The organism is Amycolatopsis sp. SID8362, from assembly GCF_010550475.1.
In the GTDB taxonomy this organism is placed as follows: Bacteria; Actinomycetota; Actinomycetes; order Mycobacteriales; family Pseudonocardiaceae; genus Amycolatopsis; species Amycolatopsis eburnea.
The window spans coordinates 16,407-41,297 of record NZ_JAAGNB010001007.1; the positions used below are offsets into that span (position 1 = coordinate 16,407).

The following is a 24,891-nucleotide window of genomic DNA, read 5'->3' on the forward strand; positions in this document are numbered from 1 at the left end:
CGGTCCTTCTGTTCGGTCAGCGGGTCGTGGTGGACGGGGCCATGGCTTCGATCTCGTCGACGACGAGGCCGGCGGGCTCGACGGTCTTCGCGAAACGCTGTGCGGCGGTCGAGTACGAGGGGTCGTCGAGAACGTGCCGGATCGCGGTCGCCATGGCCGCGGTCGTGGCCGTGGGCTCGATGGCCGTGCCGAGCCCGTGGTGGGTGACGCGGGCGGCGACCGCGGGCTGGTCACGGCCCATGGGGACGCAGACGAGGGGGACGCCGGCGCCGAGGGCGGCCAGCACCGTTCCGTGGCCGGCGTGGGTGATGACGAGGTCGGCGTGCGGGAGCACCTGGTCGTGGGGAACGAACTGTTGCACCCGGATCCGGGCGGGGGTGTCGAAGCGGGCGGGGTCGACGGCAGGGCCCACGGTGACCAGGGCACGTACGGGCAGGGTCTCGAGAGCCCGCAGAAGCCGATCGAGCACACCGGCCTGGCCCTGGTCGCTCGTGCTGAGGCTGACCAGGACGAAGGGCTCGGAGCCGGCCGGCGGCACGAACGCCGGCGCACCGGTGGTCCTGGGCAGCTGGGCGCCGACGTAGCGGGCGATGGCGGGTGGGGCCACCTCGGGGAGCTCGAAGGCCCGGCTGGTGAGCACGAGCAGCTTCCCGACGTCGAGGAGCTGCTCGGTGACGGAGCCGACCGGGTCCAGCCCCAGGTGGGTTCTGGCCCTGTTGATCCCCGTGAGCGCGGCGGCCCACGTGCCGCGGAGGCCGGACGCCGTCGCGGCTGTCTCGGGGCGGGGGCCGGCGATGTAGACGGTCGGCATCATCGCCGCGCTCGTGGTACCGCCGAGCCGGGCGCCCATCAGCGCGCCGAAGGCGGTGCAGTCCGAGACCAGAAGGTCGAACCCGGTGCGCAGGACCGGGGCGAGGGAGCGGGCCCAGGGCACGGCGGCGGCGATCATGCGTGGCATGAGGTCCTCCGGTGCCCGCACCGTCCCCGGGCTCCACGGCAGGATCCGAAGATCGAACCCGGCAGCGGTGGCGTGGTCGTGGACCTCGGGAGGGCCGAACACGGTGACGCGGTGCCCGCGGTCGCGAAGCTTCGTGGCGACCGTGAGCTCGACCGGTCCGGTCCCGCCTCCGTCACGGATCACGTGCGCGATCCGCAGTGGCGCGGCGGACGTCGCGGGGCGGTCGATGGGTGCGGATTTCGTTGACATGCCGGCGATGCTGCCTCTTAAGGTCGACATGAGGTCAAATGCCCCGGACGATCAGCCGGGCGCGGTGGCGGGGCCATTCCTCCGCGAGGATGGAGAAGATCGCCGAGTCGCGCAGTTTCCCGTGCTCGCCGGGCGCCCACGACTGGGACCAGCGCCGCAGAACACCTTCGAACGTTCCGCCGATGCTCTCGATGGCGGCGCGGGAGCGCTGATTGCGGGCGTCGGTCTTCAGGTCGACGCGGGCCACCCCGAAGCCGGTGAACGCGTGGTCGATGAGCAGCAGCTTGGCCCGGGCGTTGATGCCGCTGCCCTGGGCGGAGGCCGCCAGCCAGGTGAACCCGATCTCGACCGCCGCGAGGCCGGTGCCGTCGGGCCACGGCCTCGGGTCCCAGTACGCGGTGGCGCCGACCGCGCGGTCGGTGCGCCGGTCGATGACGGCGTAGGGCGCGAGCCGGCCGGTGGCGGCGCGGTCGAGCTGGGCTCGCAGGTAGTCCTCGACCTCGTGGGCCGCCGGCACCCAGGTGAACGCATACGACGTGCGGTCCTCCTCGCAGGCGACGGCCAGATCGGCGGCATGGGCGAAGCCGAGCGGTTCAAGCCGGACCCGGCCACCTTCGAGGACAGGAGCGTGGAGAGCGACGTCGGCCGGAGCAGGAGTCGATGAGACGGCCATGAAAGGGATCCTCCTCGGTGGGATGGTCTTAGGGGGCGGTCGCGAGCCGGATCCCGAACGCGACGAGGACGCCGCCCGCGACAGCGTCCAGAACCCGGCGCACGCGGCCGCGGCGGAGAACGTCGCGGAAGCGTCCGAGCGCGAAGGCGTAGCACGCCAGCCAGGCGAAGGTCATGAGGCTGAACACCGACCCGAGTGCCAGCATCTGGATTCCCGCACGGGCGTCGCCGCTGACGAACTGCGGGAGCAGGCTGGCGAAGAAGGCCGCCATCTTGGGGTTGGCGAGGTCGTTCACCAGACCCTGGCGCACCGCCCTCGAGGCCGGGACCGGCGCCACGGCGACACTCCCGGCCGGGGTGCCGGGCCGGAAAGCCGCCCGGATCGAGTGGAGGCCGAGGTAGGCGAGATACCCCGCACCTACGAGCTTGAGCAGTGTGAACGCACGCTCGGAGGCGAGCAAGGCGCCGAGGACGCCGAGGCTGGTGCCCGCCGTCCACACCAGTTGCCCGAGCGCGACGCCGACCCCGGTGAGCGTCCCCGCGCGTTGCCCGCCGGCCAAGGTGTTCCGGATCGTCAGCGCGGTGTCGGGGCCGGGCGTGACGATGACCAGGGCCGCGACCGCGACGAAGCCGATCAGGTGCGCGAGCATCGCGCTCACCGGTTCCGCTCGGCTTGTGTTCGCCACGCGGTCCCCAGCTCGTGGAGCAGCGCGGCGGTGGCCGGCACCTGCTCGGCGCCGTCGTGGTACACCACATGGAGTTCTCGCCGGCCGAGCCGGGGATCGCCGCGCACGACCACGTCAGGATGCCGGTAGGCGTCGAGCGCGGCCTGGGGGAGGAGCGTGACGCCGAACCCCGCGGCGACCAGGTTCTGGCGGACGACGTAGTCGTCGGTGGAATGCCGCTCGATCGGTTCGAACCCGGCGTTCCGGCAGAGGTCCAGCAGGTGATCACGGCACCGGTCGCAGCCCACGACCCACTCCTCGTCCCGCAGATCCGCCAAGGTGAGGGGGCCGTTCGCCGGGTGGCCGCCGGCAGCGGTGACGAGCCGCACGGGTTCCTCTCCGAGCCGTCGGCAGGCGCGTCCGATGTGGTCGGAACCCTGCTCGTAGCCGAAGACGAGCGCGAGATCGACGTCGCCGCGCCCGAGAAGCGCGAGGGCTTCGGGAGGCTCCGCTTCGACGAGCGTGATGTCCGCTTCGGGAAGGCGGTTGCGCAGTGACGCGGCCGCGCGCGGGACGATCGTCGCCAGTGCGGAGGGGTAGGCCGCGAGCCGGACCCGCCCTCGGCGCAACCGCGCCACCGCGGCGAGCTCCTCCGCGGCCAGGTCCAGCTGCCCCGCGACGGCGTCGGCGCGGCGCAGGAGGATGTGGCCGGCCTCGGTCAGCGTGACGCCGTGGGGGCCGCGCAGCACGAGCGGCGTTCCCGCCTCTCGTTCGAGGGCGCCGAGGTGCTGGCTCAGGGCGGGCTGGGTCCACCCGAACTCGCGAGCGGCCGCGCTGATCGACCCCGCGCGGGCGATCGCACGGAAGATCAAGAGCCTCTTCGGATCCATGTCACCGGCCTCACTTCGACGACCCGGGTTAGTGGACATACTATATCCACTATGAAGATGGGCAAAGGTGTCGAGGCGGCGTTGCACTGCTGCGTGATCATGCACTGGCTGGCAGGCCGGCCGGTGACCTCGGCTCAGCTCGCGTCGTTTTTCGGCCTGCCACCCGCCTACCTGCAGAAGACGTTGCGGGCGCTGGTTTCGGACGGACTCGCCGAGGCGACCAGGGGGCAGTCCGGCGGCTTCGTGCTGCGCCGGCCCGGGGAGCGGATCTCGCTGATGGACGTGGTCGCGGCCGTCGAGGGCCGGGAACCGGCGTTCCAGTGCGAGGAGATCCGCCTGTCCGGACGCTCCGGCGAACTGGGTCATCGTCCCGGGCAGTGCGCGGTTTCGCGAGCCATGGGGCGCGCGGAGCTGTCGTACCGCACCGCTCTCGCCGGTCAGAGCATCGCCGACGTCGCGGGCGAGGCCGGCTCGCGCGCCCGCGACCGGACGATCGCCGCCTTCAGCTGACCTGTCCGTGCGCCCCAGGTTGACGCGGGCGCCTTCGTCGAAGGATTGTGGATATTGAGTATCGATAATGAGCGTGGTCGCCGGCTCCGGCTGCTACCCCTGCTCGCAGGGACCGTGGCGGTGGGCACGGACGCCTGGGTGGTGGCCGGGTTCCTGCCTGCCCTGGCTCGCGACATGGCGGTCCCGGTCTCGGCGGCGGGCTGGTCGGTGACGGTGTTCGCGCTGGCGTACGTCGTCGGGGCGCCCGTCCTCGCGGCGGCCACGAGCACGCGGTCGCCGCGCCGGGTGATCGCCGCCGCGCTGACGGTGCTGGGGCTGGCGAACGTGCTGTGCGCGATCAGCGCCGGGTTCGGGATGTTCCTGACCGGGCGGGTGATCGCCGCGCTCGCGGCGTCGTTGGTGACCCCGGTCGCGGGTGTGCTTTCGGCGCGGGTCGCAGGAGAACGGCACCGTGGACGGGCCCTCGCACTGGTCGTCTCGGGCCTGACGCTGGCGACCGCGATCGGCGTGCCACTGGGCAGCGTGGTGGCGGACATCGTGAGCTGGCGCGGTGCGCTGCTCGTCGTCGGGGTGCTTGCCTGGGTCGCCGCCGTCACGATCCGCCTGACGGCGCCGGATCCCGGACCCGGCGGCGCCCAGACGGTCCGCGACCGCCTCGCGCCACTCGCGCGTCCCCGAGTCCTCGCCGTCCTCGGTCTCACCATCGTCGGCATGGCGGCGGCGTACGTGCCCTACGCCTACGCGGCACGGCTGCTCCCCGAACACAGCGGCGGCTGGCTCGCGGTCCTGCTCATGGCGTACGGCGTCGGAGCGGTCGCCGGTTCGGTCTGCACCGGGGTCCTCACCGACCGCATCGGGCCGCGCCGCACGTTGACCGTCGCCTACGCGCTCATGGCGGCGGCTTTCGCCGCGATCGCCGCCCGCCCGCCCGTGGTCGGTTGGACGAAAGATCGCCGGCGCGTATCCGCAGTGCTGCATTTCGACGGCACCCACCAACCTGCCCGCGGCCGCGTGCAACTCGCCGCGATCGCAGCGGCGGCCGGCCGTCGCGGCGGGCACGCGCATCGGAAAATTCGCAACCGCCTCAACCACTGGCCCCTCGATTGTGGTGTCAGTCTGCTTCATCGTGGACGGCGGCGACGTGGTCTTCACCACCGGCCGCGACGGTTTGAAGGGGTCGCCATTTACGCGCCAGCGCAATTCCAGTGTGGACGTCATGCGTTTCCGGCCGCGCCTGCACCGCGTCATTTCTGCGAGGCTGAGCAACGAGAATGTATGTGCCGAGCTTCGCGCGGACTGACTCCGAGTGCGGGTGGCGGCCTCCAGGTGGCGGAGTGCAGGTGACCGCCACCCGCTTCTCGAACGGTGACCATCCGGGCGGAAGACGGGTCACCGTTCGGGGCCGTGAGTGGAGAGTGTGGGTCCCCGCAGCACTCTCCACTCACGATGGTGCGGCGTGCCCCGACAGGCGCGCGCACCCACCGAATTCCTGCCCCCGGACCAGGGACAGGAATTCGGCGTGTCACGGGTGGGTGGGCTTGGTGACAGTGGGCTCGTTCTTGTGGGCGTCGCCCTGTCCCTCGGTCGGATGGGGCTGCGTGGTGTGGTCGTTCGCGGCCGACGGCGTGGCCGGCTCGGCGCTCGTCGAGGCGTCATCGGCGTCGGCGAGGACCTTCGTGCAGTAGACGTCGACGTTGTCCTTGCCGCCCGCGGTGGTGATCAGCACGGTGAACGCCGGGTTCTCCAAGGCTTTTCCGTGTTCTGCCTTGTCTCCGGCGGTGTAGGCGTGGCACAGGCCGACCAGTGAGGGGGATGGGGACCCACTGGGCTCGGCGCCGGTGCTCTTGCCTTCGCCGTGCGAGGCCTCGGCCGCTTCCGTGGTCGAGACGCTCGGCTTGCCCGAAGCGGTGGCCGTCGCCGGCGTACTCGTGGCGTGCTCATCGGTTGAACCGGGGAAGTTGCCGGTCGCCGCGACCGCGGCGACACCCCCGACGGTTACGGCCGCGGCTGCGGCGGCCGCCACCGCGAGCTTGGCCGTGAGCAGTTTCGCCAGCATCGTCTTGATCATCAAACGTCTCCTGGGTCGAGGGGCTGAGGTGAGGCGAGCGGCCCGGAACGCCGTGATCGCGGCATCTTCCCCCGCAGTTCAGCTTCACTCGCCGCCCCGGCCGCGGCGGCGAGCAAAGCGTTCAGCGCGTGGTCGCGCCCGGCCGGCGCGCCGTCGAGGATTACCTCAGTGGTCCGCCGGTCGAGTCGTCGAGAACGGTCTGTGCTCATCTCACCTCCTTCAGCGTCGACGCCCTCAAATCTGTCACGCCAGCCTCTGACCTGCGGCTTCGCCCCGGTTGAGGAAGCGGCAGCTGTTCGGCCAGGGTGCGCAGGCCCCGGCAGGCTGCGGTGCGCACGGCACCCGGGCGCTTGCTCAGCACCTTGGCCGCAGCGGGCGCGTCCAGGCCCGTGACAGCCCGCAACATGATCGCTTCGGCCTGGTCACGAGGGAGTTTCGCGATGAGGGCGAGTGCCGCGTCGGTGCCGATCGCGTCGACGGCCGCCCCGGCGGTGTCCTGCGCCCGGGCACGTTGGTGAGCACCTCGGCCCGCTCCGCCGCGATCGGGCGTCCGGGCTGGTGCCGGAGGTGATCGATGGCCTGGGCCTGCCGATGATCGCCACGCAGCCGTGGAAGCCGTCCAGATCGCCGCGGAAGGTTGGACGGCCCGGTACAGCACGCGAAACGCGTCGTCGTCACCGTCCCGCGAGGGCTTCCAGCGCGGCCGATGGGCTATCGCCCCCGGGCGCTCGTCATCGCGGCGGTTCTACACCTGCGCATTCACCACCGGTGCCAAAGCCCGACGACGGACCCGCGACATCATGGTTCACCTGGCGCCGAAGCGGAACCCCGGGTGCGGGCGCGATCCGCTGGGTTGTCGGTGTCCTCGACAGCATCGCTCTCCGCGGAGCTGTCCAGCCAGAGGCGTTTCGCCCTGCTTCCCGGCCCCGCGGGAGGCTTCCGGCCCCATTCACCTGTCACCGCTGCGGCGAAACGCCGTGATGCATGGTTGAGGGGCCCGCGCACGGTGAGCGGGCCCCTCGGTCGGGTATCGCTAGCTGTTCTTGATGGTGAATTGTTCGACGCCGCAGGCGGAGGTCGAGGCCTCGTTGTTCGCGTCGCCGCTGTAGTGCACCTGCCAGCGCCAGGTGCTTTCGCTGGTGGCGAAGACGGTGCTGTTTCGTGGCGTAGGTGCCGTTGCCGTTGACTCCGACGGTCTGGCTGTAGGCGGGTGTGCCGGAGCACGTCGCGTCGGCCGGGCTGTACAGGGTGAACGTCATCGTGCCGCCGGCGGTGGCCGTCGCCCCGGACAGCGTGGAACTGTCGTTTGTTGTTGGCGTCGCCGCTGTAGACCACCTGCCAGTAGAACGTTCCCGCCGCGGAGAACGTCACCGGGTCGGAGTCCGGCACGCCTCCGTTGGTGACGGTCTTGGTGCCCGCGGCCGCGTCCTGGGTGCTGCAGGTGTTGTCGGAGTACACGGTGTAAGTCGCCGTGCCGCCCGCGTTGCCGGTCGCCCCGCTCAGCGTGGCCGACGCGTGCACGGTGGCGCCGATGTTCACGGTGCCCGCCGACAGGGTGGTCGCGATGGTCGGGTTGAGCTTGTTCACCACCAACGTCTCGCTGACGCAGGCGCTCGTCGCCGGGACCGTTCATCAATACCGACCTCGCCGAATGACAGCTGGATCCCACGGCGAACCTCAAGAGCGAGCACGGTGAGCCGCCGTATCCGGCGCTCGTCTCGCTGGGGCACACCGCCAACCGCGACCTCATGGTGATCGATCTCCGCCGAGCAGGCGTGCTCACCCTCGACGGCGAGGCCCATGAAGTCGAAGCGGTCCTGCTCGCCATGTCCTGGGACCTCGCCGTGGCCCTGTGGGCTGTACAGATCCGGATCACGCTGATCGGCACTGGGAAAGTCATCGGCAGAGCGCCAGCCGGACCGGCTCCGGTTCGGAGCATCGGCCAGTTGCTTGCCAAGGGATGACGCCACCGAAGAATCAAATTCTGTCGAATTTTCCGTGTCTCGTGGACATCGAGACGCGGAGGCGACGTTGCAACTGGACAGTGTATTCACCGCTGCGATCGAGACCTTGGGAAAATTGCCCAGGGCCAGTGTGGACTGCGCGATCGCCGAACCCGATCTGGAGCAGTTGCAGACGGAGGCCGTCGTCACCGGGATATCGGCGGTTTGGAGGGCGCTGCACGGGGTGCTCCGGCCAGCCGGTACCGCCTGGCTCATCGCGAGCGACAGGTGCGACAGCGGATCGCTGACCGGGCTTCCCTGGCGTGTCGCGTTCGCTGTTCAGCGGGAAGGGTGGTTGCTCCGCAACGCGGTGGTCGCAGAGCGCAGGTCGGTCGGGCTGGTGTTCCTGTGTGTTCGGCAGCCGCGTTACTTCTTCGAACTTGAACCCTTGCGAGAGTCTGGCGTTCGTCCCGGTGACGTGGTGCTGCCGGGTTCACGTGGTCTTGTCGAGCGTTGTGTGCTGGCTGGATGTCCGGCCGGCGGTGATGTCTTGAATCTGTTCGGCGCGCATGACATTGACGGCGCCGTTCGCCGGCTAGGTCGTCGTGTTGTTTCGCGGCCTTCGTCGTCGGAGGTCGCGGCGTGATGTTCTACGACGACGGCCAGGTGACGTTGTATTCGGCGGATGGCGCGGAGGCGGTGAAGCAGTTGCCGTTGGGCTCCGTGGATTGTGTTGTGACGTCGCCGCCGTACTGGGGGCTTCGGGACTACGGGGTCCGGAGCCAACTGGGTATTGAACCGCGCGTCGAGGACTACGTGGCTCGCCTTGCCGGCCTTTTCGATGGGCTTGCTCAGATACTGTCGCCGCGGGGCACGGTGTGGCTCAACCTGGGGGACAGTTACGGCGGTTCGTGGGGCAATTACGTCGCTAAGGGCTCCACGGCCCGCACCGCGCCGGTGCGTCTGCGGAGTTCGTACGGAAGTCGACGGCCGCCGCAGTCGGCGTTCCGGGCGAAGGATCTTGTGGGTGTGCCGTGGCGGGTCGCGTTCGCGTTGATGGAGCGAGGGTGGCTGGTGCACCGCGAGATCATCTGGCACAAGCCGAACGCACGGCCGGAGAGTATGCGGGACCGGTTCGCGCATCGGTACGAGACCATCTTCGAACTGGCACGAGACCGTGGCGAGACTGGTGCCGAGACCGCGGTGTGGACGGTCTCGGCAGATCGCGGGCGGGTCGGTCATCCGGCGGTGGGGACGTTGGAGATCGCGCGGCGGTGTGTCCGGCTGGGGTGTCGTCCGGGTGGGACGGTTCTCGATCCGTTCTCGGGCAGCGGGACGACCGGTCTCGCGGCGCGTGAGCACCGGTGCCGGTACATCGGAATCGACATCAACCCGGACAGTCACGCGTTGGCGTTGCGGCGGTTGGGGTTGTCGTGATGATCGAGGCGTGGGAGCCGATGACGCTGTCGGAGGTGGCGGCGTTGCCGGCCGTGGTGGACCTGATGACGGCTGCCCGGGCGTTGCGCATCAAGCGGACCACGGCGTATGCGCTTGCCCGCGGTGGCTCCTTTCCTTGCCCAGTGCTGCGGGTGGGTGGGGCGTATCGGGTGCCGACGGCGGGGTTGTTGCGGGTGCTGGGGCTGGCCACCTGATCCGGTGATCTTTCCCGGGCTCGGGCTTCCCCGAGTGGTGGTCGCAGCGCGAGCATCGGGCGTGGAGAAAGCCCCTGGTGGGTGCTTGACGAACGAGGGGAGCGGGTTCTCGGTGGCTGATGGGTCGGTGTACCGGCGGTGTTCGTGTCGGGACGCGAGCAGGAAGTCGCTCGGCGACGCCTGTCCGAAGCTGGCGAATAAGCGGCACGGTCAGTGGTACTTCCGGATCGAGCTGCCGAAGGACGCGCAGGGCAACCGCCGGCCACGCCGCCGCGGTGGCTATGAAAGCGCGGCCGAGGCGGAGAAGGGGCTGCGGCGGGTGCGAGACCTGCTCGGGATCGCCGAAGAAGGCGACGACGAGACTCTGGGCAAGATCGGAGACTTGCTCGCGGGACTGATCTCGCAGAAGCAGCCGCTGCCCGAGACCGAGCATGTGCGCCGTCTCGTTCGCGCGGGAGCGCAGGTGCTGGAGCATCCGATCATGGACGAGGTCTTCGATGCCTTCCTGGCGTTGAAGAAGCGCAACGTCAGCCGGAACATGTACCGCTCGTACGAGTCGCATGTCCGCCTCTACCTGCGTCCGCATCTGGGCAAGATCCGGCGCGACCGGCTGCGGGTCGGTCATCTGGACGCGATGTTCGAGGCGATCGTGGAGCGCAACGAGTTGATCGCCGAGTACCGGGCGAGCGGCGACCCGCGGAAGATCGCGGCGGTGAAGTGGCAGCGCCCGGTCGGACCGACATCACTGCACCGGATCAAGGAGACCTTGCGCGCGGTCCTGAGGCCGTACGTCGACCAAGGGCTGCTGACGCACAACGTGGCGAAGCTGGTCGAGCTGCCGCCGGCGGTGCGGCCGAAGCCGAAGCTGTGGACCCCGGAACGGGTCGCGAAGTGGCGGCGCACCGGCGAGGTCCCCTTCCCGGTGATGGTGTGGACGGCCGAACAGACCGGTCAGTTCCTGGACTTCATCGTCAACCACCCGCTCTACGCGCTCTACCACCTCATCGCCTACACCGGCCTCCGCCGCGGCGAGGGCTGTGGGCAACGCCGCTCCGACACCTACCTGGACGCCGCGTGCATCGAGGTGGCCAACCAGATCGTGCAGTACGGCTGGGAGACCGGTCAGAGCAAGCCGAAGACCCCGTCGTCGGAGGGGATCGTTGCGCTCGACCCGGACACCGTCCTGGTCCTCGTCGCGCACATCGCCCGTCAAGACGAAGCCAAGGCTCGCCTCGGCGCGGATTGGGTGGATACCGACTTGCTCTTCACCGAGCCGGACGGCAGCCCGCTGCACCCCGCCGACGTGGCTGACGAGTTCGCGCGGCTGATCAAGCTGGCCGATCTGCCCCCGATCACGCTGCACGGCCTTCGTCACGGCGCCGCGACCCTGGCCCTGAGTGCCGGGGTGGACATGAAGGTGATCCAGCACATGCTCCGGCACTCCTCGATCAAAGTGACGATGGACCTCTACACCAACGTCGCCGAAGAGGTTGCCGCGGATGCGGCGAGGAAGCTGGCCGGGGCGATTCCGCGGAAGGCGTTGCACCCGGCGTGCGCTCTCGGGCTCCCCTCGGGCTCGCAGGAGACCACAATGGACAGAGAGGAAGTGGAAGGAATGATTCCAGATACCACAAATCCCCAGGTCGAAGAAAGCTTCAACCTGGGGAGTGGGGGTGCGCCATCAGGGACTCGAACCCCGAACCCGCTGGTTAAGAGCCAGCTGCTCTGCCAATTGAGCTAATGGCGCCGGTGTCTGCCGGAGGCTTCCCTCGGCGACGTGGAAAAGATTAGCACCCCGTTCGCACCCCGTTTCAGGGGGGTCCCCTAAGCGGGTTCGGGCATTGCTGCCCCGGCGTCGCGGCTGGTCGGGCACACTGTAGTCGGACATCGACGGCGAAACAGGCGGGTGGGCATGCGGGGTATGAAGGCGCGGCTGCTGGTGGCCGCTGGGGTGATCGGCCTCACCGTGGCCGGGTGCAGCAGCAGTCCTTCGGGTGAACCGCCCGAGGAGACGGCGTCGTCGAGTGCGCCCGCGCCCGCTCCGAAGCCTGCCGTGCTCACGGTCACGCCTGCGAAGGATGCCAAGGACGTCGCGCCCGGGGAGCCGGTGAGTGTGAGCGTTGCCGGGGGGAAGGTCGGCGAGGTGAAGCTGACCGGGGCCGATGGGAAGGTCGTCGCCGGGAAGGCGCGGGCCGATGGTTCCGGGTGGGACTCCGCCGAGCCGCTCGGGTACAACAAGACGTACAAGCTGACCGCGACCGCGATCGGCGGTGACGGCAAGCCGGTCACGGCGGAGTCGAGCTTCAGCACCGCCAAGCCCGCGCGGCAGCTGGGCGTCTCGGTGAACCTCGTCGAGGGGGAGACCGTCGGGGTCGGGATGCCGCTGATCTTCACCTTCACCGGGAACGTCGCCGACAAGGCCGCGGCCGAGAAGGCGCTCAAGATCACCGCGGAGCCGGCCACCGAGGGCGCGTTCCGCTGGTCCGGCGACAAGCAGGTCACCTGGCGGCCGAAGGACTACTGGAAGAGCGGCACCAAGATCAAGGTGGACGCCGCCGTCTACGGCAAGCCGCTCGGCAACGGCAGCTACGGCCGCGAGGACAAGAGCGTGAGCGGCGCGGTCGGGGACAAGCTCGTCGCCGTCGCCGACGGTGGGACCCACCAGATGACGGTCACGATCAACGACCAGGTGGTCAAGACCATGCCGACGTCCATGGGCAAGCCCGGGCACAACACGCCGGCCGGGACCTACACCGTCATGAGCGAGCACACCGGCTACACCATGGACTCCGGCACGTACGGCGTGCCCGAGGACGCGCCCGGCGGGTACCGCACCTTCGTCCAGTACGCGGTGCGCCTGTCCTACAGCGGCATCTTCTACCACTCCGCGCCGTGGTCGGTCCGGCAGCAGGGGCACAGCAACGTCAGCCACGGCTGCCTCAACCTGTCGACCGAGAACACGAAGTGGCTGATGGACACGTCCAAGAAGGGCGACATCGTCACCGTGCAGAACAGCGGCGGCCCGAAGCTGGAGCCGACCGATGGGTGGAGCGTCTGGCAGCTGTCCTGGGACGAGTGGCGCACCGCCGGCAACTAGCCGTCCTTGGCCGAGGCGCGCATCAGCTCGCGTGCCTCGGCCTCGCTCGAAACCGCGGGCCCCGAACCCCACAGCGGCTTGTTCGCCGTCTCGCGGCTGAAGAACACCGCGACCGCGCCGATCGCGCCCGCCGCCATCAGGTACCAGGCGGGCCAGAAGTCGTGGCCGGTCGCGGAGATCAGCGACTGCATCACCAGCGGGGTCGTGCCGCCAAAGAGCGACACCGAGATGTTGAACGCGATCGACAGCGCGCCGTACCGGATCGCCGTCGGGAACAGCGCAGGCAGCGCCGAAGGCATCGACACCTCGAAGCAGAGCAGCAGCAGGCCGAGGCCCATCAGCCCGAGGAACGTCAGGACGAGGCCGCCGTCGTGCACCAGCAGCATCAGCGGCCACGAGAGCACGAGGAACCCGAGGCAGCCCGCCATCATGACGGGCTTGCGGCCGACCTGGTCGGTGATCCGGCCGCCGACCATGATGATGAGCATCATCACGACCATGACGACGATGATCAGCAGCAGCCCGTGGGTGGCGTCGAGGTGCAGCTGCTCGGACAGGTACGTCGGCATGTACGAGAGCAGCATGTAGTCGGTGACGTTGAACACGAGCACCAGCCCGACGCAGATGAGCAGCGCGGGCCAGTACTCGGTGAACATCTTCCAGAACGGCTCGCCGGCGCGGCCGCGCTTCTCCGCTTCCTCGGCGTGCTTCTGGAACGCCGGGGTCTCCTCGAGCTTGAGGCGCATGTAGAGGCCGATGATGCCGAGCGGGCCGGCGACGAGGAACGGGACCCGCCAGCCCCAGTCGAGCAACGTCTCGTGCGGCACCCACGCCTTCATCCCGGTGACGACGGACGCGCCGAGCACGTACCCGGACAGCGTGCCGAACTCGAGCCAGGAGCCCATGAAGCCGCGGCGCTTGTCGGGGGAGTACTCGGCGATGAACGTCGTCGCGCCGCCGTACTCGCCGCCGGTGGAGAAGCCCTGCACCATGCGGGCGAGGACGAGCAGGATCGGCGACCAGACGCCGATGGAGGAGTAGGACGGGATCAGCCCGATGCACAGGGTGCCGATCGCCATCATGATCATGGTGACGGCGAGGACCTTCTGCCGTCCGATGCGGTCGCCGAGCGGGCCGAACACGAGCCCGCCGAGGGGACGCATGAGGAACGCGGCGGTGAAGGCGCCGAAGGTCCCGATCAGCCGGACCCCGGCGGAGACCGTGGGCGGGAAGAACACCTCGGCGATGGTGTCGGCGATGTAGGCGTAGACGCCGAAGTCGAACCACTCCATGGCGTTGCCCAGCGCGGCGGCTCCCACCGCGCGCTTGAGCAGGGACCGGTCGACGACGGTGATGTCCTCGTACCGCAGTTTCTTCCGGTTGCGCAGCTTGGGGCGTGAACTTTCCACCAGAACACGGTGCACCCGGTCACCGGCTCGCGCACGCTGAGCCACCTGGTCGTGAGAGGCGCCACCAATGGGCTAAGGTCGGGCGGTCCGATGTGACCTGTCAGACTGCCTCCTCGCGCATCCCGAGGGGGATCCGATGGCGAAAGTGGTGGCACCCGTTTCACCGGTCGAGCGCAAGTTGCCGGCACCCCTGTGGTGGATGCTGGCGGCAGGCGGGCTGCTCCTGGTGATGTTCGCGGGCTACACGGTCTGGGCGGGCGTCTGGACGAAAGCGGGCGTCTACCTCGAAGACTTCCGCTCCTACGTGGCGACCGGCAAGGCCGTCCGCGCGGGCATGCCCCTCTACGAACAGGGTGTCTCGTCCTTGCCGACGATCGGCGGCACGTTCAAGTACACGCCGTTCGCCGCGGGCGTCTTCGTCCCCCTGACGGTGGTCCCGAAACTGCTCCTGCCGCTCTTCGCGTTGCTGGTCAACTTGTTCTCGCTGCTGGCGGTCGTCTGGATTTCGCTGGGCAGCCTCGGCTACGCCCGGGACCACGGCCGTGCGGCGGCGACGGCGGCCCTCACGGCGCTGGCTCTCCCGCTCCAGCCGGTCCTGATGAACTTCACGGCGGGCCAGGTCAACCTCTTGCTGCTCCTGCTGGTCCTCGCCGACCTGACCGGCCGCAACCGGTGGTGGACGGGCGCCGGCGTGGGCTTGGCGGCGGCGATCAAGCTGACCCCGGCCATCTTCGTCGTCTACCTCCTGCTCACCCGCCGCTTCAAAGCGGCAGCGGTAGCCGTCGGAACGTTCGCCGCGACGGTTCTCGCGGGCTTCGTGGCGTTCCCCCGCGACTCGGCGGCTTTCTGGGCCGCGAACCTGGCGGACCCGTCCCGCATCACCGGCGACAGCGACGCGACATCCCCGGAGAACCAGTCGATCCGCGGCGCTCTGGCCCGCATCCTCGACATCCCGGACGTCACGGGCCCGATCTGGATCCCGGTAGCGGCGCTGGTCGCACTGGCGGCGTTCTGGATCGCCCTCCGAGCCCACCGAGAAAACCGCGAACTCCTGGCAGTGAGCACAGTCGGCGCCCTGATGATCCTGGTCACGCCCTGGACCTGGACGCACTACTGGGTCTGGTTCATCCCGTTCTTCGTAATGGCGGCCTGCGCCGCCCACAACGCCCGCACCTGGTATCCAGCGGCAGCCCTCACCGCAACCTACCTGCTCCTCTTCCCGTGGCAGGTCGGAACAGGCCGCAACAACATCCCGTTGGTAGGCCTGGTGATCCTCCCGGCAAACCACCCACCAATAGCCCAAGCAGCAGCCCACGCCCTCTACGTAACCCTGGCACTGGCCCTACTGCTGATCACGGCCACACGCCCCACCTGGCTCCACCCAACAGCCAAAACCTGACCACGCGGGACGGGGGTCCGGGGGCAAGCCCCCGGCGGGGGCGTGGGGGTTCGACCCCCACAAAAAGGCGAAACCCCAGGCTGCGGAAAGGTTGCGAAGCAACCGACCAGCCTGGGGCCATTGGGGTGAGCGACGGGTTTCGAACCCGCGACCTCCTGGACCACAACCAGGTGCTCTACCAGCTGAGCTACGCCCACCATCAGCGAGGGAACCGCTTGCGATCACCTCGTTGGCTGTAATCGTAGCGGGTGCCCTCGCGGGGTTCGCAGGGGGTTACCTTTGGTGCTGTTCCTGCACTTCAGCGGCCGCGGCTTTGGCTTCGTCGCTGGTGGGCCCCGGCTGGGGGACGAAGGCGACGCGCCGGTAGTAGTCGAGTTCGCCGATGGATTCCCTGATGTCGGCGAGGGCTCGGTGGGCGAGGCCCTTTTCCGGCTTGGCGTAGTAGATGCGCGGGTACCACCGGCGGACGAGTTCCTTCACCGACGAGACGTCGACCATGCGGTAGTGCAGGTGGGCGTCGAGGGCCGGCATGTCGCGGGCGATGAAGCCGCGGTCGGTGGCGATGGAGTTGCCGGCGAGCGGCGCGGTGCCCGGTTCGGGGACGTGCTCGCGGATGTAGTCGAGGACGCGGCGTTCGGCTTCTTCGAGGGTGACGCTGGAGGCGCGGACCTCTTCGGTGAGGCCGGAGTGGGCGTGCATCTCGCGGACGACGTCGGGCATCCCGGCGAGTTTTTCCTCGTCGGCGTGGATGACGATGTCGACTCCGTCGCCGAGCACGTTGAGCTCCGCGTCGGTGACGAGGGCGGCGATTTCGATCAACGCTTCTTTGCCGAGGTCGAGCCCCGTCATCTCGCAGTCGATCCAGACTAGGCGGTCGGTCACCTGGTGACCCTAACCCGACACGGGGATAGGAGTGGCGTTACCTGCGCGTACGGCGCGTTACGCTCCCGGTGTGGTGCAGGACACACGATCGGGGAGTTGCGAGTGACGGAGCAGGGGTCGCCGGCGAGCGAGATCGCCGCGGGTTACGCGAGTGAAGGCGCCGCGCTGGAGCTGGGCGCGGTGGTGATCGACGGGGTGACCGACGCCGCGGCCGCGGTGCGCCTGCCGTTGGCGACGCTGAACCGGCACGGGCTGGTCGCGGGAGCGACCGGGACGGGCAAGACGAAGACGTTGCAGCTGATCTCGGAGCAGCTGTCGGCGGCGGGGGTGCCGGTGGTGCTCGCGGACGTGAAGGGCGACCTGTCCGGGCTCGCCGCGGCCGGTGAGTCGAACGACAAGGTCGCGAAGCGCGCGCAGGAGCTGGGTGACGACTGGGCGGGGACGGCGTTCCCGGTGCAGTTCCTCTCGCTGGGCACCGGTGGGAAGGGCTCGCCGATCCGGGCGACGATCACGAGTTTCGGGCCGGTGCTGCTGTCGAAGGTGCTCGGTCTCAACGAGACGCAGGAGTCGACGCTCGGGCTGATCTTCCACTGGGCGGACCAGCGTGGCCTGGCGTTGCTGGACACGAAGGACCTCCGGTCGGTGATCACGCACCTGACCAGCGACGAGGGCAAGGCGGACCTCAAAGGCATCGGCGGGGTGTCGGCGGCGACGGCCGGGGTGATCCTGCGGGCCTTGTCGAACCTCGAAGCGCAGGGCGGCGAAGACTTCTTCGGCGAGCCCGAGCTGGATGTGCACGACCTGATGCGGCAGAACGGCGGCAAGGGCGTCGTCACGCTGCTGGAGCTGGACAACCTGCAGGCGAAGCCGGCGCTGTTCTCGACGTTCCTGATGTGGCTGCTGGCCGAGTTGTTCGAGGAGCTGCCCGAGGAAGGCGATCTCGAGCAGCCGAAGCTGGTCTTCTTCTTCGACGAAGCGCACCTGCTGTTCAACGACGCGTCGAAGGCGTTCCTCGAGCGCATCGAGCAGACCGTGAAGCTGATCCGGTCGAAGGGCGTCGGCGTGTTCTTCTGCACGCAGTTGCCGACGGACATCCCGAACAACGTGCTTTCGCAGCTCGGCGCCCGGATCCAGCACGCGCTGCGGGCGTTCACGCCGGACGACCAGGCGGCGCTGGCCAAGACCGTCAAGACGTACCCGAAGACGAAGTTCTACGAGCTCGACACGGCGTTGACGTCGCTGGGCATCGGGGAGGCGATCGTCACGGTGCTGTCGGAGCGGGGCGCGCCGACGCCGGTGGCGTGGACGCGGCTGCGCGCGCCGCGGTCGAAGATGGGCTCGATCGGCGAGGAGGCCGTCGCCGCGGCTGTCGCGTCGTCGGATCTGCACGCGAAGTACGGCGAGACGATCGACCGGGAGTCGGCGTACGAGAAGCTGGCCGCGAAGGTCGCCGCCGCGCCCGCTCCCGAGGCCGCCCCGGACGCGCCGCCTCCGCCGGCCGCTCCGGCGCCCGGGAAGGAGAAGGACGATCCGGGGTTCATCGAGTCGGCGATGAAGAACCCGGCCGTGAAGTCGTTCATGCGCTCCGCGGCCAGCGCGCTGGGCCGGGAGATCACGCGCGGGCTGTTCGGCAACCGGAGGCGCTGACAAAACCTGACGTGATCTGTCAGGTATCGCTGCGAAACTGGCGCCACCATCGAGACAGGGGAAAGCCATGACCAGCACCGCCACCACGTCGTTCGTCCTCGACAAGTGGGAGCCGCAGGCGACCGACGAGGCCGGCGGTACCGAGTTCGCCCGGGTGGCCATCGCCAAGACGTTCACCGGCGCGGTCGAGGGGACCAGCACCGTCGAGATGCTCACGGCGTCCAACGCGACTTCGCGCGCGTACGTCGCTTTCGAGCGTCTCGCGGTCTCGGTCGACGGCCGCAAGGGCGGCTTCGTCCTGCACCACACCGCGGACGACTCGGGCCTGACGCTCAAGATCCTCACCGGCTCGGGCTTCGGCGAGCTGGCCGGTATCTCCGGCACGGCGAACATCGAGATGGACGCCGAGCAGAACCACACGCTGGTCCTCACCTACGACCTGTAGAACGACGCGAAGGCCGTTTCGAGAGCCCCCGATTGACTCTCGAAACGGCCTTCGCCGCTCCCCGCGCCCCGAAGCGGGTGGGACGGACCGCCCCGACAACGGCCCGTCCGCGTCCTAGTTGTTCACGATCTGGTCGACGATCTTCTTGGCGTCGTTGATCGGGATGGCGAAGCCGATCCCGACGCTGCCCGCCGAGCCGTTGGCCGACGCCGCCGGGCTGTAGAGCGCCGAGTTGATGCCGATGACGTTGCCCTGGGCGTCGACCAGCGCGCCGCCGGAGTTGCCCTGGTTGATCGAGGCGTCCGTCTGGATCGCCGTGTAGCTGGGCGAGTTCTCGGCCTGGTTCGAGGTGCGGCTGAACGGCGACTGCTGGTGCTGCTGGCCCTCGCCGATGTCGGACAGGTTGCGGTTGAGCGCGCTGACGATGCCGGTGGTCACGGTATTCTGCAGCCCGCCGGGCGAGCCGATCGCGACGACCGACTGGCCGACGACCAGCTTGCTCGAGTCGCCCAGAGTGGCGGCCGTCAAGCCGCTGGCGTTCTTGGCCTGGACCACCGCGATGTCCGCCTTGGTGTCCGCGCCGACCACGCTGGCCTGGTACTTCTTGCCGTCGGACGTCGTGATCACGACGTCCTGGGCGCCGTCGACGACGTGCGCGTTCGTCAGGATCCGGCCGTCCGAGGTCAGGATGACGCCGGAGCCGATGGCCTCGCCCTGGTCGGTGGTCACGTTGATCTGGACGACGCTCGGCGTCACCTTCGCCGCGACGCCGCTGACGTCACCGGACGTCGAGTTCGCGACCGGCTGCCCGCTCGCGGCCGGCGTGCTCACCGACGTCGTGGTGCCGTCCGCCGAGTTCGTGCCGAGCCCGACGATCGCGGCGCCGCCGACCCCGCCGACCAGCGCGGCGCCGAGGGCGGTCGCGCTGACGATCAGGGCGACGCGGCCGCCCTTGCGCGGCTTGGTCTTCAGCGCCGTGGGCGCCGGACCCGGCTGCTGCGGGGTGAACAGAGGGTTCGGCGCGGCCTGGTGCTGGTAGCCGTACTGCTGCTGCGCGTACGGCCCGTACTGCGGAGTGCTCTGGTGCGGCTGGTGCCCACCGGGTGAGGCGGGGCCGGGCCGACTCTCGTTCTCGGTCATGGAACAAGATTCGCGCCCGTGCTTGTGAGCAGCCTGTGGAAATACCTCAGGCTTTGCTGAGAAGAATCAGCTGAGAAAACTCAGGCGGTTCTCAGTCGAAGAACGCCGGCACGTCCAATGCCCCTCCCGCCGCTTCGAACTCGTCGTGCACCGCCTTCCGCAGCGCGGCGTCGCCCAGGTAGTCGGCAGCGGTGAGGGCCAGGCCCAGCGCGCCGTCACGGACCCCGGCGTCCCCGGTGGACGAGCCCGCCGCGGCCGCGAACTCCTTGGTGTGCAAGGCGACCGTCGACCCCGAGACGGCGAGCATCGGGTGCAGCGCGGGCATCCGGTAGGACAGGTTGCCCAGGTCCGTGGAGCCGGTGAGCGACTCCGGCACGATGCCCGGCGGCAGCGGCTTGCGGCCGGTGCCCAGCTGGTTGGCCGTCCAGCGCCCGGCCAGCGCGGTGTTGAACCGGATCGGCAAGTACGCCGCCTGCGCGTCCCAGATCAGCTCGACGCCGCAGCCGGTCATCGCCGCCGCGCCTTCCGCGATCGACGTCATTCGGGCGGCGAGGTCGCGCAGCGTTTCCGGGCTTTGGGAACGGAGGTAGAACAACAGCGCGGCGCGCGCCGGGATGACGTTCGGCCGGGCACCGCCGTCGGTGAACACGCCGTGGACGCGGTCGCTCTGCGGGAGTTGCTGCCGCAGCGCCGAAACGCCCTGGTAGGCGGCGACCGCGGCGTCGAGCGCGTTGCGGCCCATGAAGGGCTGGGCGGACGCGTGCGCGCCCACGCCGTGGAAGACCATCTCCAGCTGGCGGCGGCCGAGGAACGGGTGCAGCGCGATGTCGTGGCTGAACGGGTGCAGCATGATCACCGCGTCGACGTCGTCGAACACGCCCGCGCGGGCCAGGATCTCCTTGCCACCACCGCCTTCTTCCGCGGGCGTGCCGATCAGGCTGACCCGCCCGCCGAGTCGCTCGGCGACGGTCGCGGCGCCGAGGAACCCGCCCGCGGCGGTCGTGCAGATGACGTTGTGGCCGCAGGCGTGGCCGAGCCCGGGCAGCGCGTCGTACTCGGCGAGGACGGCGATGTGCGGCCCGTCCCGCTCCGGCGTGCTGACGCGCAGCGCGGTGTCGAGCCCGCCGAGCCCGACGGTCGCTTCGTGGCCGTGGCGCGTCAAGAGGTCCGCGAGCGCCCGGACCGACCGGTGCTCGGCGAACCCCTCCTCGGGGTGGGCGTGCAGATCTTGGCTCAACGCCACCAGATCGGGTGAACTGCGCTCGACCGCGGCGGTCACCTCGGCCCGCGTCGCCTCGTCCGCGCCGGTGTGCGGCGAGGACAGCGGTTCGGCGGCCGCGACGGCGTCGGCGGTGGCCTCGACCAGGGAACGCAGGTAGCTGTCGTCGGGCGGGACGGGCTCGTGGTGGGTCATGGGGCCGATGCTAACCGGCGGCACCGACAATCCGCGGTGCTCAGCCCAGCCGGCCCGCCACGATCTGCGTGACGCCCGCGTACCGCTCGGTGATCCCGGTGAAGCCGCGGGCGCGCAGGCTCGCCCCGATTTCCCCGCGGTCGAACATCTTCTGCCCGCTCACGGCTCCGCCGGCCGAGTCGAGCAGGCGCGCGGGCTGCCAGCCGCGGCGGGCGCTGGTCAGCAGGACGATCCGGCCGCCGGGTTTCAGCACGCGCGCGAAGGAGTCCAGTGCGGCTTCCGGTTCGGCGAACATGTGAAGGGCGGCGAAGCAGCAGACAGCGTCCACTGTGGACTCCTTCAGTGGCGGGCGCACCGCGTCCGCGCGCAGGTAAGCCACGCTGTCTGGGCCGTCTTCGGCGACGGCTTTGGCGAGCATCGTGCGGGCGCCGTCGAGCCCGATCGCCAGCCCGGCCGTGCCGACGGCCGCGCCGAACGCGCGCGTGAAGCGGCCGGTGCCGCAGGCGACGTCGAGCGCGGTGTGCCCGGGTTCGAGGCCGAGGAGCTTCGTGGCGAGGCGGACTTCGCCTGCCATGCTCGGGCCGAACGGGCCTTTGAGCGCGCGGCCGAGCGCGGGGCGCCAGTACCGCTCGTAGACCTGCGGGAGCAGGGTCGTGCGCATCAGGCGCTGGGTGAGGCCGGTCGGCGGACCGGCCTGGTCCGCGGCGCCGAGCAGGTCGAGGTAGCCGTCGCGGGTCTCCGCCGGGGTCTCGAGCAGGGCGGTCAGCCGCTCGAGGGCGGTGGTTCGGCTGGTCGGCATGGCCTCTCCCGGGGTTCGAATACCGGCAGTATGTCAAATCCCACGTACCCGATCGAGTGAACAATGCCGGGCTCAGGCGTTCGAGTCCCGGAATTGTCGGTGGTCCTTCCTAGCGTCGCAGGCGAGGTTCCCGATCCGAGGAGGACAGATGACGACTGCCATGGTGGACAGCGAGATCACGGTGCAGGGCGAGTTCGACCTGGCCGCGGCGGCCCGCTTTCTGACCGGCTTCGGCCCGGCCGGCCAGCCGGGGGCGGAGGCGGGCGCGCTGCGCGTGGCCTTCCCGCTCGAAGGCGCGTGGACGCCGGTGGGAGCGGTGCTGCGGCAGAGATCGCCCGGTGCGGTGGCGGTGGAGGTGCACGGCCCGCCCGAGCACGCGGCGGCGGTGCTGGCCCAGGTGCGGCGGATGTGCTCGCTGGACGTCGACGGCACGGAATTCCCGGCCGCCGGCGCCCGCGACCCGGTGGTGTCGCTGCTGCAGCAGCTGCGCCCGGGCCTTCGTCCGGTGTTGTTCGCCTCGCCGTACGAGGCGGCGTGCTGGGCGGTGCTCAGCCACCGGGTCTGGATGACCCAGGCGGTCCGGCTGCGCCGTCGCTTGACCGAACGCCACGGCACGGAGGTCGACGTCGGCGGCAGCGCGCTGAGGTCGTTCCCGCCCCCGGCGGTCCTGGCGAAGCTGGAATACATGCCGGGCCTGTCGGGCCAGAAGATGCAGCGGCTGAGGGGCATCGCCGAGGCGGCGGCCGCCGGGGCGCTGGACGCGGCGACGTTGCGGGCGATGTCCCCGGACGACGCCCTGGACCAGTTACGGCTGCTCCCGGGAATCGGCCGCTTCAGCGCGGAACTGATCCTGATCCGCGGCGCGGGCCACCCGGACATCTTCCCCCAGGACGAGAGCCGGCTCCACGAGATCATGCGCGACGCCTACCACCTGCCGGCGGCGGGAGTGCCGGAGCTGGCGGAGATCGCGGAGGCCTGGGCCCCGTTCCGGAGCTGGGTGTCGTTCCTGTTCCGCGTCGAAGGGGAGGCCCGGCTGAGGGAGTCCCGCTGAGCCGGCCACCACGTCAACCGAGAGGAGAGTCGCGTTCACCGATCCTGAGCGCTCGCGCCCGCTCGCCGGCGTTCTCGGGCCGGATCCGCTGGGCGAGGCACTGCCGGTGCACGACGATGCCGAAGCTCCCCGGGCCGTTGTTGCTGCGCGCGTCGAGGACGAGGGCGTCGCCACCGGGACTCAGCGTGGTGCGTTCCCCGCAGAAGTCGCAGGTCCAGGTCAACGCCTCGAGGTCCGAGGCGCGGATGCTGAGCCGCACCGACACCGGCGGGTGCCACCGGGTGATCCGCTGGACCACCGCGTCGACCCGCGAACCCACCGGCGGGAAGAGCGCGAGCAGTTCCTCGTGGCTGCTCGTGTACGAGGCGAACAGCTCGATCATGTCGATCGAGGCCGACAGGCCGTCGTCCTCGTGGCCCGCGATCCGGACGAGCACACCCCACGGGTGGTGGCTGAGGACCTCGGCCTCGACCCGCTGACCGGGCATCAGCGCGAAGCTCTTCGTCTCGAACCTGTCCATCGCCCTCCCTCGACCACGACCACGACCGGCGGAAAGGAGACCACCACGACCCACTACCGGAACCCGCGAAACCGCCGTCGGCGGGGACTCACCGTAGCCAGATGTCGCCTGTGGTGAGGTATCCGGGTGAGCTCGCCCGTTCCTTTCGCGCTCGGCAGCCCGGCCGGTGACGCCCTGTCAGCCCTCCGGACGGCCGCCGCCGACAGCTCGTCGGCCGGTTCGCTGCTCGAACAGGCCCAGGCACCCGCGGTGATCACGCTGGTCGCCGGCGGCTTGGCGCTGCTGGTCGTCCTCGTGGGCGGCAGGCCGTGGCGGCTGGTGCGCAACGTCGTCACGATCGTGCACGAGGCCGGGCACGCGCTGGCCGCGGTGCTCGTCGGGCGGCGGCTGCAGGGCATCAAGCTGCACTCGGACACCTCGGGCGTCACCGTCTCGCGCGGCAAGCCCGAGGGGCCGGGGATGGCGTTCACGGCGATGGCCGGGTACCTGGCGCCGTCGGTGCTGGGACTGCTGTTCGCCAGCTTGCTCGGCAACGACCTGGTCGGCACCGTGCTCGTGCTGATCGCGCTGCTGCTGCTCGGCGTCCTGGTGATGGTGCGCAACGCCTACGGGGTGTTCACCGTCGTCGCCAGTGCCGCGGTGCTCGCGCTGGTCGCGTTCGTCGCGCCGGTCGAGGTGCAGGCGCCGTTCAGCTACCTGGTGACCTGGTTCCTGCTGTTCGGTGGCGTGCGGCCGGTGGCCGAGCTGCAGGCCAAGCGCCGTCGTGGCCAGGCGCGGGACTCCGACGCCGACCAGCTCGGGCGGCTCACCGCGGTGCCGCCGGTGCTGTGGGTGCTGGTCTTCGCGGTGGCGACGGTCAGCTGCCTGATCGCCGGCGGGCTGTGGCTCCTGGAGCCCGTGGCCACCTGAGCGGAGCCCATGCGGCAAACTGGTCTCTCGCTGGTCCGCGCGGAGGGAGACGAACGATGGACGAGGTCGCCAAGGCCGTGGAGGAGTGCGCACGGGCGGCGAAGCTGGCCGCGCCGTCGCTCGCCGCCGCTTCCGCCGAGGCCGTCGACGCCGCGCTGACCGGCATGGCCGAGCGGCTGCTCGCGCACCGCGAGGAGATCCTCGAGGCGAACCAGGCCGACGTCGAACGCGCGAAGGCCGAGGGGATGAGCGCCGGTCTGCTCGACCGGCTCACCATCACCCCGGAGCGCCTCACCGGCATGGCCGAGCAGCTGCGGCTGCTCGCCGGCGCGCCGCACCAGGAGCGCTCGGTCGAGGTGTCCACGCTGGACGGCGGGCTGCGGCTGGTCGAGCGGCGGCGGCCGGTCGGCGTCATCGGCGCGAACTACGAGGCGCGGCCGAACGTGACCGTCGACGTGGCGTCGCAGCTGGTGAAGTCGCGCAACGCCGGTGTCCTGCGCACGGGCTCGGCCGCGCTCGGGTCGGCGCAGCGGCTGCGGGAGGTCGTCATCGCGCCCGCGCTCGCCGAGGCG

At 70.1% G+C, this 24,891-nt stretch carries 24 protein-coding genes, 2 tRNA genes and 2 pseudogenes; 14 read left to right on the forward strand and 14 right to left on the reverse strand.

Annotated features, from left to right (window positions below):
• Positions 1-16: 16 nt before the first annotated feature.
• From G3I65_RS31350 to G3I65_RS31365, 4 genes are read right to left on the reverse strand one after another with little or no spacing between them, the layout of a single operon-like run.
• Positions 17-1,207, reverse strand: a complete 1,191-nt coding sequence (locus G3I65_RS31350) for a glycosyltransferase (RefSeq protein ID WP_160699305.1) — start codon at positions 1,205-1,207, stop codon at positions 17-19.
• Positions 1,208-1,241: 34 nt separating this feature from the next.
• Complete coding sequence (locus tag G3I65_RS31355) at positions 1,242-1,880, reverse strand: GNAT family N-acetyltransferase (RefSeq protein WP_160699306.1); 639 nt, start codon at positions 1,878-1,880, stop codon at positions 1,242-1,244.
• A gap of 28 nt (positions 1,881-1,908) precedes the next feature.
• A complete protein-coding gene (locus G3I65_RS31360; protein WP_239071573.1) occupies positions 1,909-2,529 on the reverse strand; it encodes a LysE family translocator in 621 nt (206 codons plus the stop codon).
• 5 nt (positions 2,530-2,534) lie between these two features.
• Positions 2,535-3,434, reverse strand: a complete 900-nt coding sequence (locus G3I65_RS31365) for a LysR family transcriptional regulator (RefSeq protein WP_160699308.1) — start codon at positions 3,432-3,434, stop codon at positions 2,535-2,537.
• 51 nt (positions 3,435-3,485) lie between these two features.
• Between G3I65_RS31365 and G3I65_RS31370 the strand changes: the two genes are divergently transcribed.
• Both G3I65_RS31370 and G3I65_RS31375 read left to right on the forward strand, forming a co-directional pair.
• Positions 3,486-3,944 (forward strand): Rrf2 family transcriptional regulator, encoded by a 459-nt coding sequence (locus G3I65_RS31370; protein WP_203612562.1) that lies wholly within the window; start codon positions 3,486-3,488, stop codon positions 3,942-3,944.
• A 54-nt stretch (positions 3,945-3,998) separates the two neighbouring features.
• On the forward strand, positions 3,999-5,288 hold the full coding sequence (locus G3I65_RS31375; protein WP_239071572.1) for an MFS transporter: 1,290 nt from the start codon (positions 3,999-4,001) through the stop codon (positions 5,286-5,288).
• Between the two features lie 178 nt (positions 5,289-5,466).
• Here the strand turns inward: G3I65_RS31375 and G3I65_RS31380 are convergent, their stop codons facing one another.
• Positions 5,467-6,012, reverse strand: coding sequence for a hypothetical protein (locus G3I65_RS31380; protein WP_160699310.1), 546 nt, complete (start codon positions 6,010-6,012; stop codon positions 5,467-5,469).
• Positions 6,013-6,217: 205 nt separating this feature from the next.
• Complete coding sequence (locus G3I65_RS59145; protein WP_160699311.1) at positions 6,218-6,670, reverse strand: sigma factor-like helix-turn-helix DNA-binding protein; 453 nt, start codon at positions 6,668-6,670, stop codon at positions 6,218-6,220.
• A gap of 1,090 nt (positions 6,671-7,760) precedes the next feature.
• Between G3I65_RS59145 and G3I65_RS31390 the strand changes: the two genes are divergently transcribed.
• The 5 genes and pseudogenes from G3I65_RS31390 to G3I65_RS59150 form a co-directional block, all read left to right on the forward strand.
• Positions 7,761-7,976 (forward strand): hypothetical protein, encoded by a 216-nt coding sequence (locus G3I65_RS31390; RefSeq protein WP_160699312.1) that lies wholly within the window; start codon positions 7,761-7,763, stop codon positions 7,974-7,976.
• A 67-nt stretch (positions 7,977-8,043) separates the two neighbouring features.
• On the forward strand, positions 8,044-8,601 hold the full coding sequence (locus G3I65_RS31395; RefSeq protein ID WP_160699313.1) for a hypothetical protein: 558 nt from the start codon (positions 8,044-8,046) through the stop codon (positions 8,599-8,601).
• Entirely contained in the window at positions 8,601-9,392 is a 792-nt protein-coding gene (locus tag G3I65_RS31400; RefSeq protein ID WP_160699326.1) for a site-specific DNA-methyltransferase, read from the forward strand. Before G3I65_RS31395 ends, G3I65_RS31400 begins: the two co-directional genes overlap by 1 nt.
• A complete protein-coding gene (locus G3I65_RS31405) occupies positions 9,392-9,607 on the forward strand; it encodes a helix-turn-helix domain-containing protein (RefSeq protein WP_160699314.1) in 216 nt (71 codons plus the stop codon). The genes G3I65_RS31400 and G3I65_RS31405 overlap by 1 nt, the downstream gene beginning before the upstream one ends.
• Positions 9,608-10,532: 925 nt before the next feature.
• Positions 10,533-11,033 (forward strand): annotated as a pseudogene (locus tag G3I65_RS59150) (site-specific integrase); the annotation flags it as partial.
• A gap of 248 nt (positions 11,034-11,281) precedes the next feature.
• Here the strand turns inward: G3I65_RS59150 and G3I65_RS31415 are convergent.
• Positions 11,282-11,354: transfer RNA gene (locus tag G3I65_RS31415), tRNA-Lys, on the reverse strand.
• A gap of 165 nt (positions 11,355-11,519) precedes the next feature.
• Here G3I65_RS31415 and G3I65_RS31420 point away from each other — a divergent pair.
• Positions 11,520-12,704, forward strand: coding sequence for an Ig-like domain-containing protein (locus G3I65_RS31420; RefSeq protein ID WP_166640805.1), 1,185 nt, complete (start codon positions 11,520-11,522; stop codon positions 12,702-12,704).
• Here the strand turns inward: G3I65_RS31420 and proP are convergent.
• Positions 12,701-14,113 (reverse strand): glycine betaine/L-proline transporter ProP, encoded by a 1,413-nt coding sequence (proP, locus tag G3I65_RS31425; RefSeq protein ID WP_309235828.1) that lies wholly within the window; start codon positions 14,111-14,113, stop codon positions 12,701-12,703. The genes G3I65_RS31420 and proP overlap by 4 nt on opposite strands.
• 136 nt (positions 14,114-14,249) lie before the next feature.
• On the opposite strand from proP, the gene G3I65_RS31430 reads away from it, so the two are divergent.
• A complete protein-coding gene (locus G3I65_RS31430) occupies positions 14,250-15,512 on the forward strand; it encodes a glycosyltransferase 87 family protein (RefSeq protein ID WP_160699316.1) in 1,263 nt (420 codons plus the stop codon).
• 121 nt (positions 15,513-15,633) lie between these two features.
• Here the strand turns inward: G3I65_RS31430 and G3I65_RS31435 are convergent.
• Both G3I65_RS31435 and orn read right to left on the reverse strand, forming a co-directional pair.
• Positions 15,634-15,709 (reverse strand) — tRNA-His (locus G3I65_RS31435).
• Positions 15,710-15,785: 76 nt separating this feature from the next.
• Positions 15,786-16,394, reverse strand: a complete 609-nt coding sequence (gene orn, locus G3I65_RS31440; RefSeq protein WP_125313424.1) for an oligoribonuclease — start codon at positions 16,392-16,394, stop codon at positions 15,786-15,788.
• Positions 16,395-16,496: 102 nt separating this feature from the next.
• Between orn and G3I65_RS31445 the strand changes: the two genes are divergently transcribed.
• Positions 16,497-18,041, forward strand: coding sequence for a helicase HerA-like domain-containing protein (locus G3I65_RS31445; protein WP_160699317.1), 1,545 nt, complete (start codon positions 16,497-16,499; stop codon positions 18,039-18,041).
• Positions 18,042-18,108: 67 nt separating this feature from the next.
• Positions 18,109-18,486 carry a DUF3224 domain-containing protein gene (locus G3I65_RS31450; RefSeq protein ID WP_160699318.1) on the forward strand — a complete coding sequence of 126 codons (378 nt, stop codon included), beginning with the start codon at positions 18,109-18,111 and terminating at the stop codon, positions 18,484-18,486.
• Positions 18,487-18,600: 114 nt separating this feature from the next.
• On the opposite strand, the gene G3I65_RS31455 is transcribed toward G3I65_RS31450, so the two are convergent.
• The 3 genes from G3I65_RS31455 to G3I65_RS31465 form a co-directional block, all read right to left on the reverse strand.
• Positions 18,601-19,626: a S1C family serine protease gene (locus G3I65_RS31455; RefSeq protein WP_160699319.1), complete on the reverse strand. Its 1,026-nt coding sequence runs from the start codon at positions 19,624-19,626 to the stop codon at positions 18,601-18,603.
• A 91-nt stretch (positions 19,627-19,717) separates the two neighbouring features.
• Positions 19,718-21,040, reverse strand: coding sequence for a M20 family metallopeptidase (locus G3I65_RS31460; protein ID WP_160699320.1), 1,323 nt, complete (start codon positions 21,038-21,040; stop codon positions 19,718-19,720).
• Positions 21,041-21,080: 40 nt separating this feature from the next.
• A complete protein-coding gene (locus G3I65_RS31465; RefSeq protein ID WP_160699321.1) occupies positions 21,081-21,839 on the reverse strand; it encodes a class I SAM-dependent methyltransferase in 759 nt (252 codons plus the stop codon).
• Positions 21,840-21,987: 148 nt separating this feature from the next.
• Here G3I65_RS31465 and G3I65_RS31470 point away from each other — a divergent pair, with 148 nt between their 5' ends.
• Positions 21,988-22,890, forward strand: a complete 903-nt coding sequence (locus G3I65_RS31470; protein WP_160699322.1) for a DNA-3-methyladenine glycosylase — start codon at positions 21,988-21,990, stop codon at positions 22,888-22,890.
• A gap of 13 nt (positions 22,891-22,903) precedes the next feature.
• Here the strand turns inward: G3I65_RS31470 and G3I65_RS31475 are convergent, their stop codons facing one another.
• Positions 22,904-23,410 carry a hypothetical protein gene (locus tag G3I65_RS31475; protein ID WP_160699323.1) on the reverse strand — a complete coding sequence of 169 codons (507 nt, stop codon included), beginning with the start codon at positions 23,408-23,410 and terminating at the stop codon, positions 22,904-22,906.
• 126 nt (positions 23,411-23,536) lie between these two features.
• On the opposite strand from G3I65_RS31475, the gene G3I65_RS31480 reads away from it, so the two are divergent.
• Positions 23,537-24,319: a M50 family metallopeptidase gene (locus G3I65_RS31480; RefSeq protein ID WP_160699324.1), complete on the forward strand. Its 783-nt coding sequence runs from the start codon at positions 23,537-23,539 to the stop codon at positions 24,317-24,319.
• A 56-nt stretch (positions 24,320-24,375) separates the two neighbouring features.
• A pseudogene (locus G3I65_RS31485) lies at positions 24,376-24,891 on the forward strand (gamma-glutamyl phosphate reductase); the annotation flags it as partial.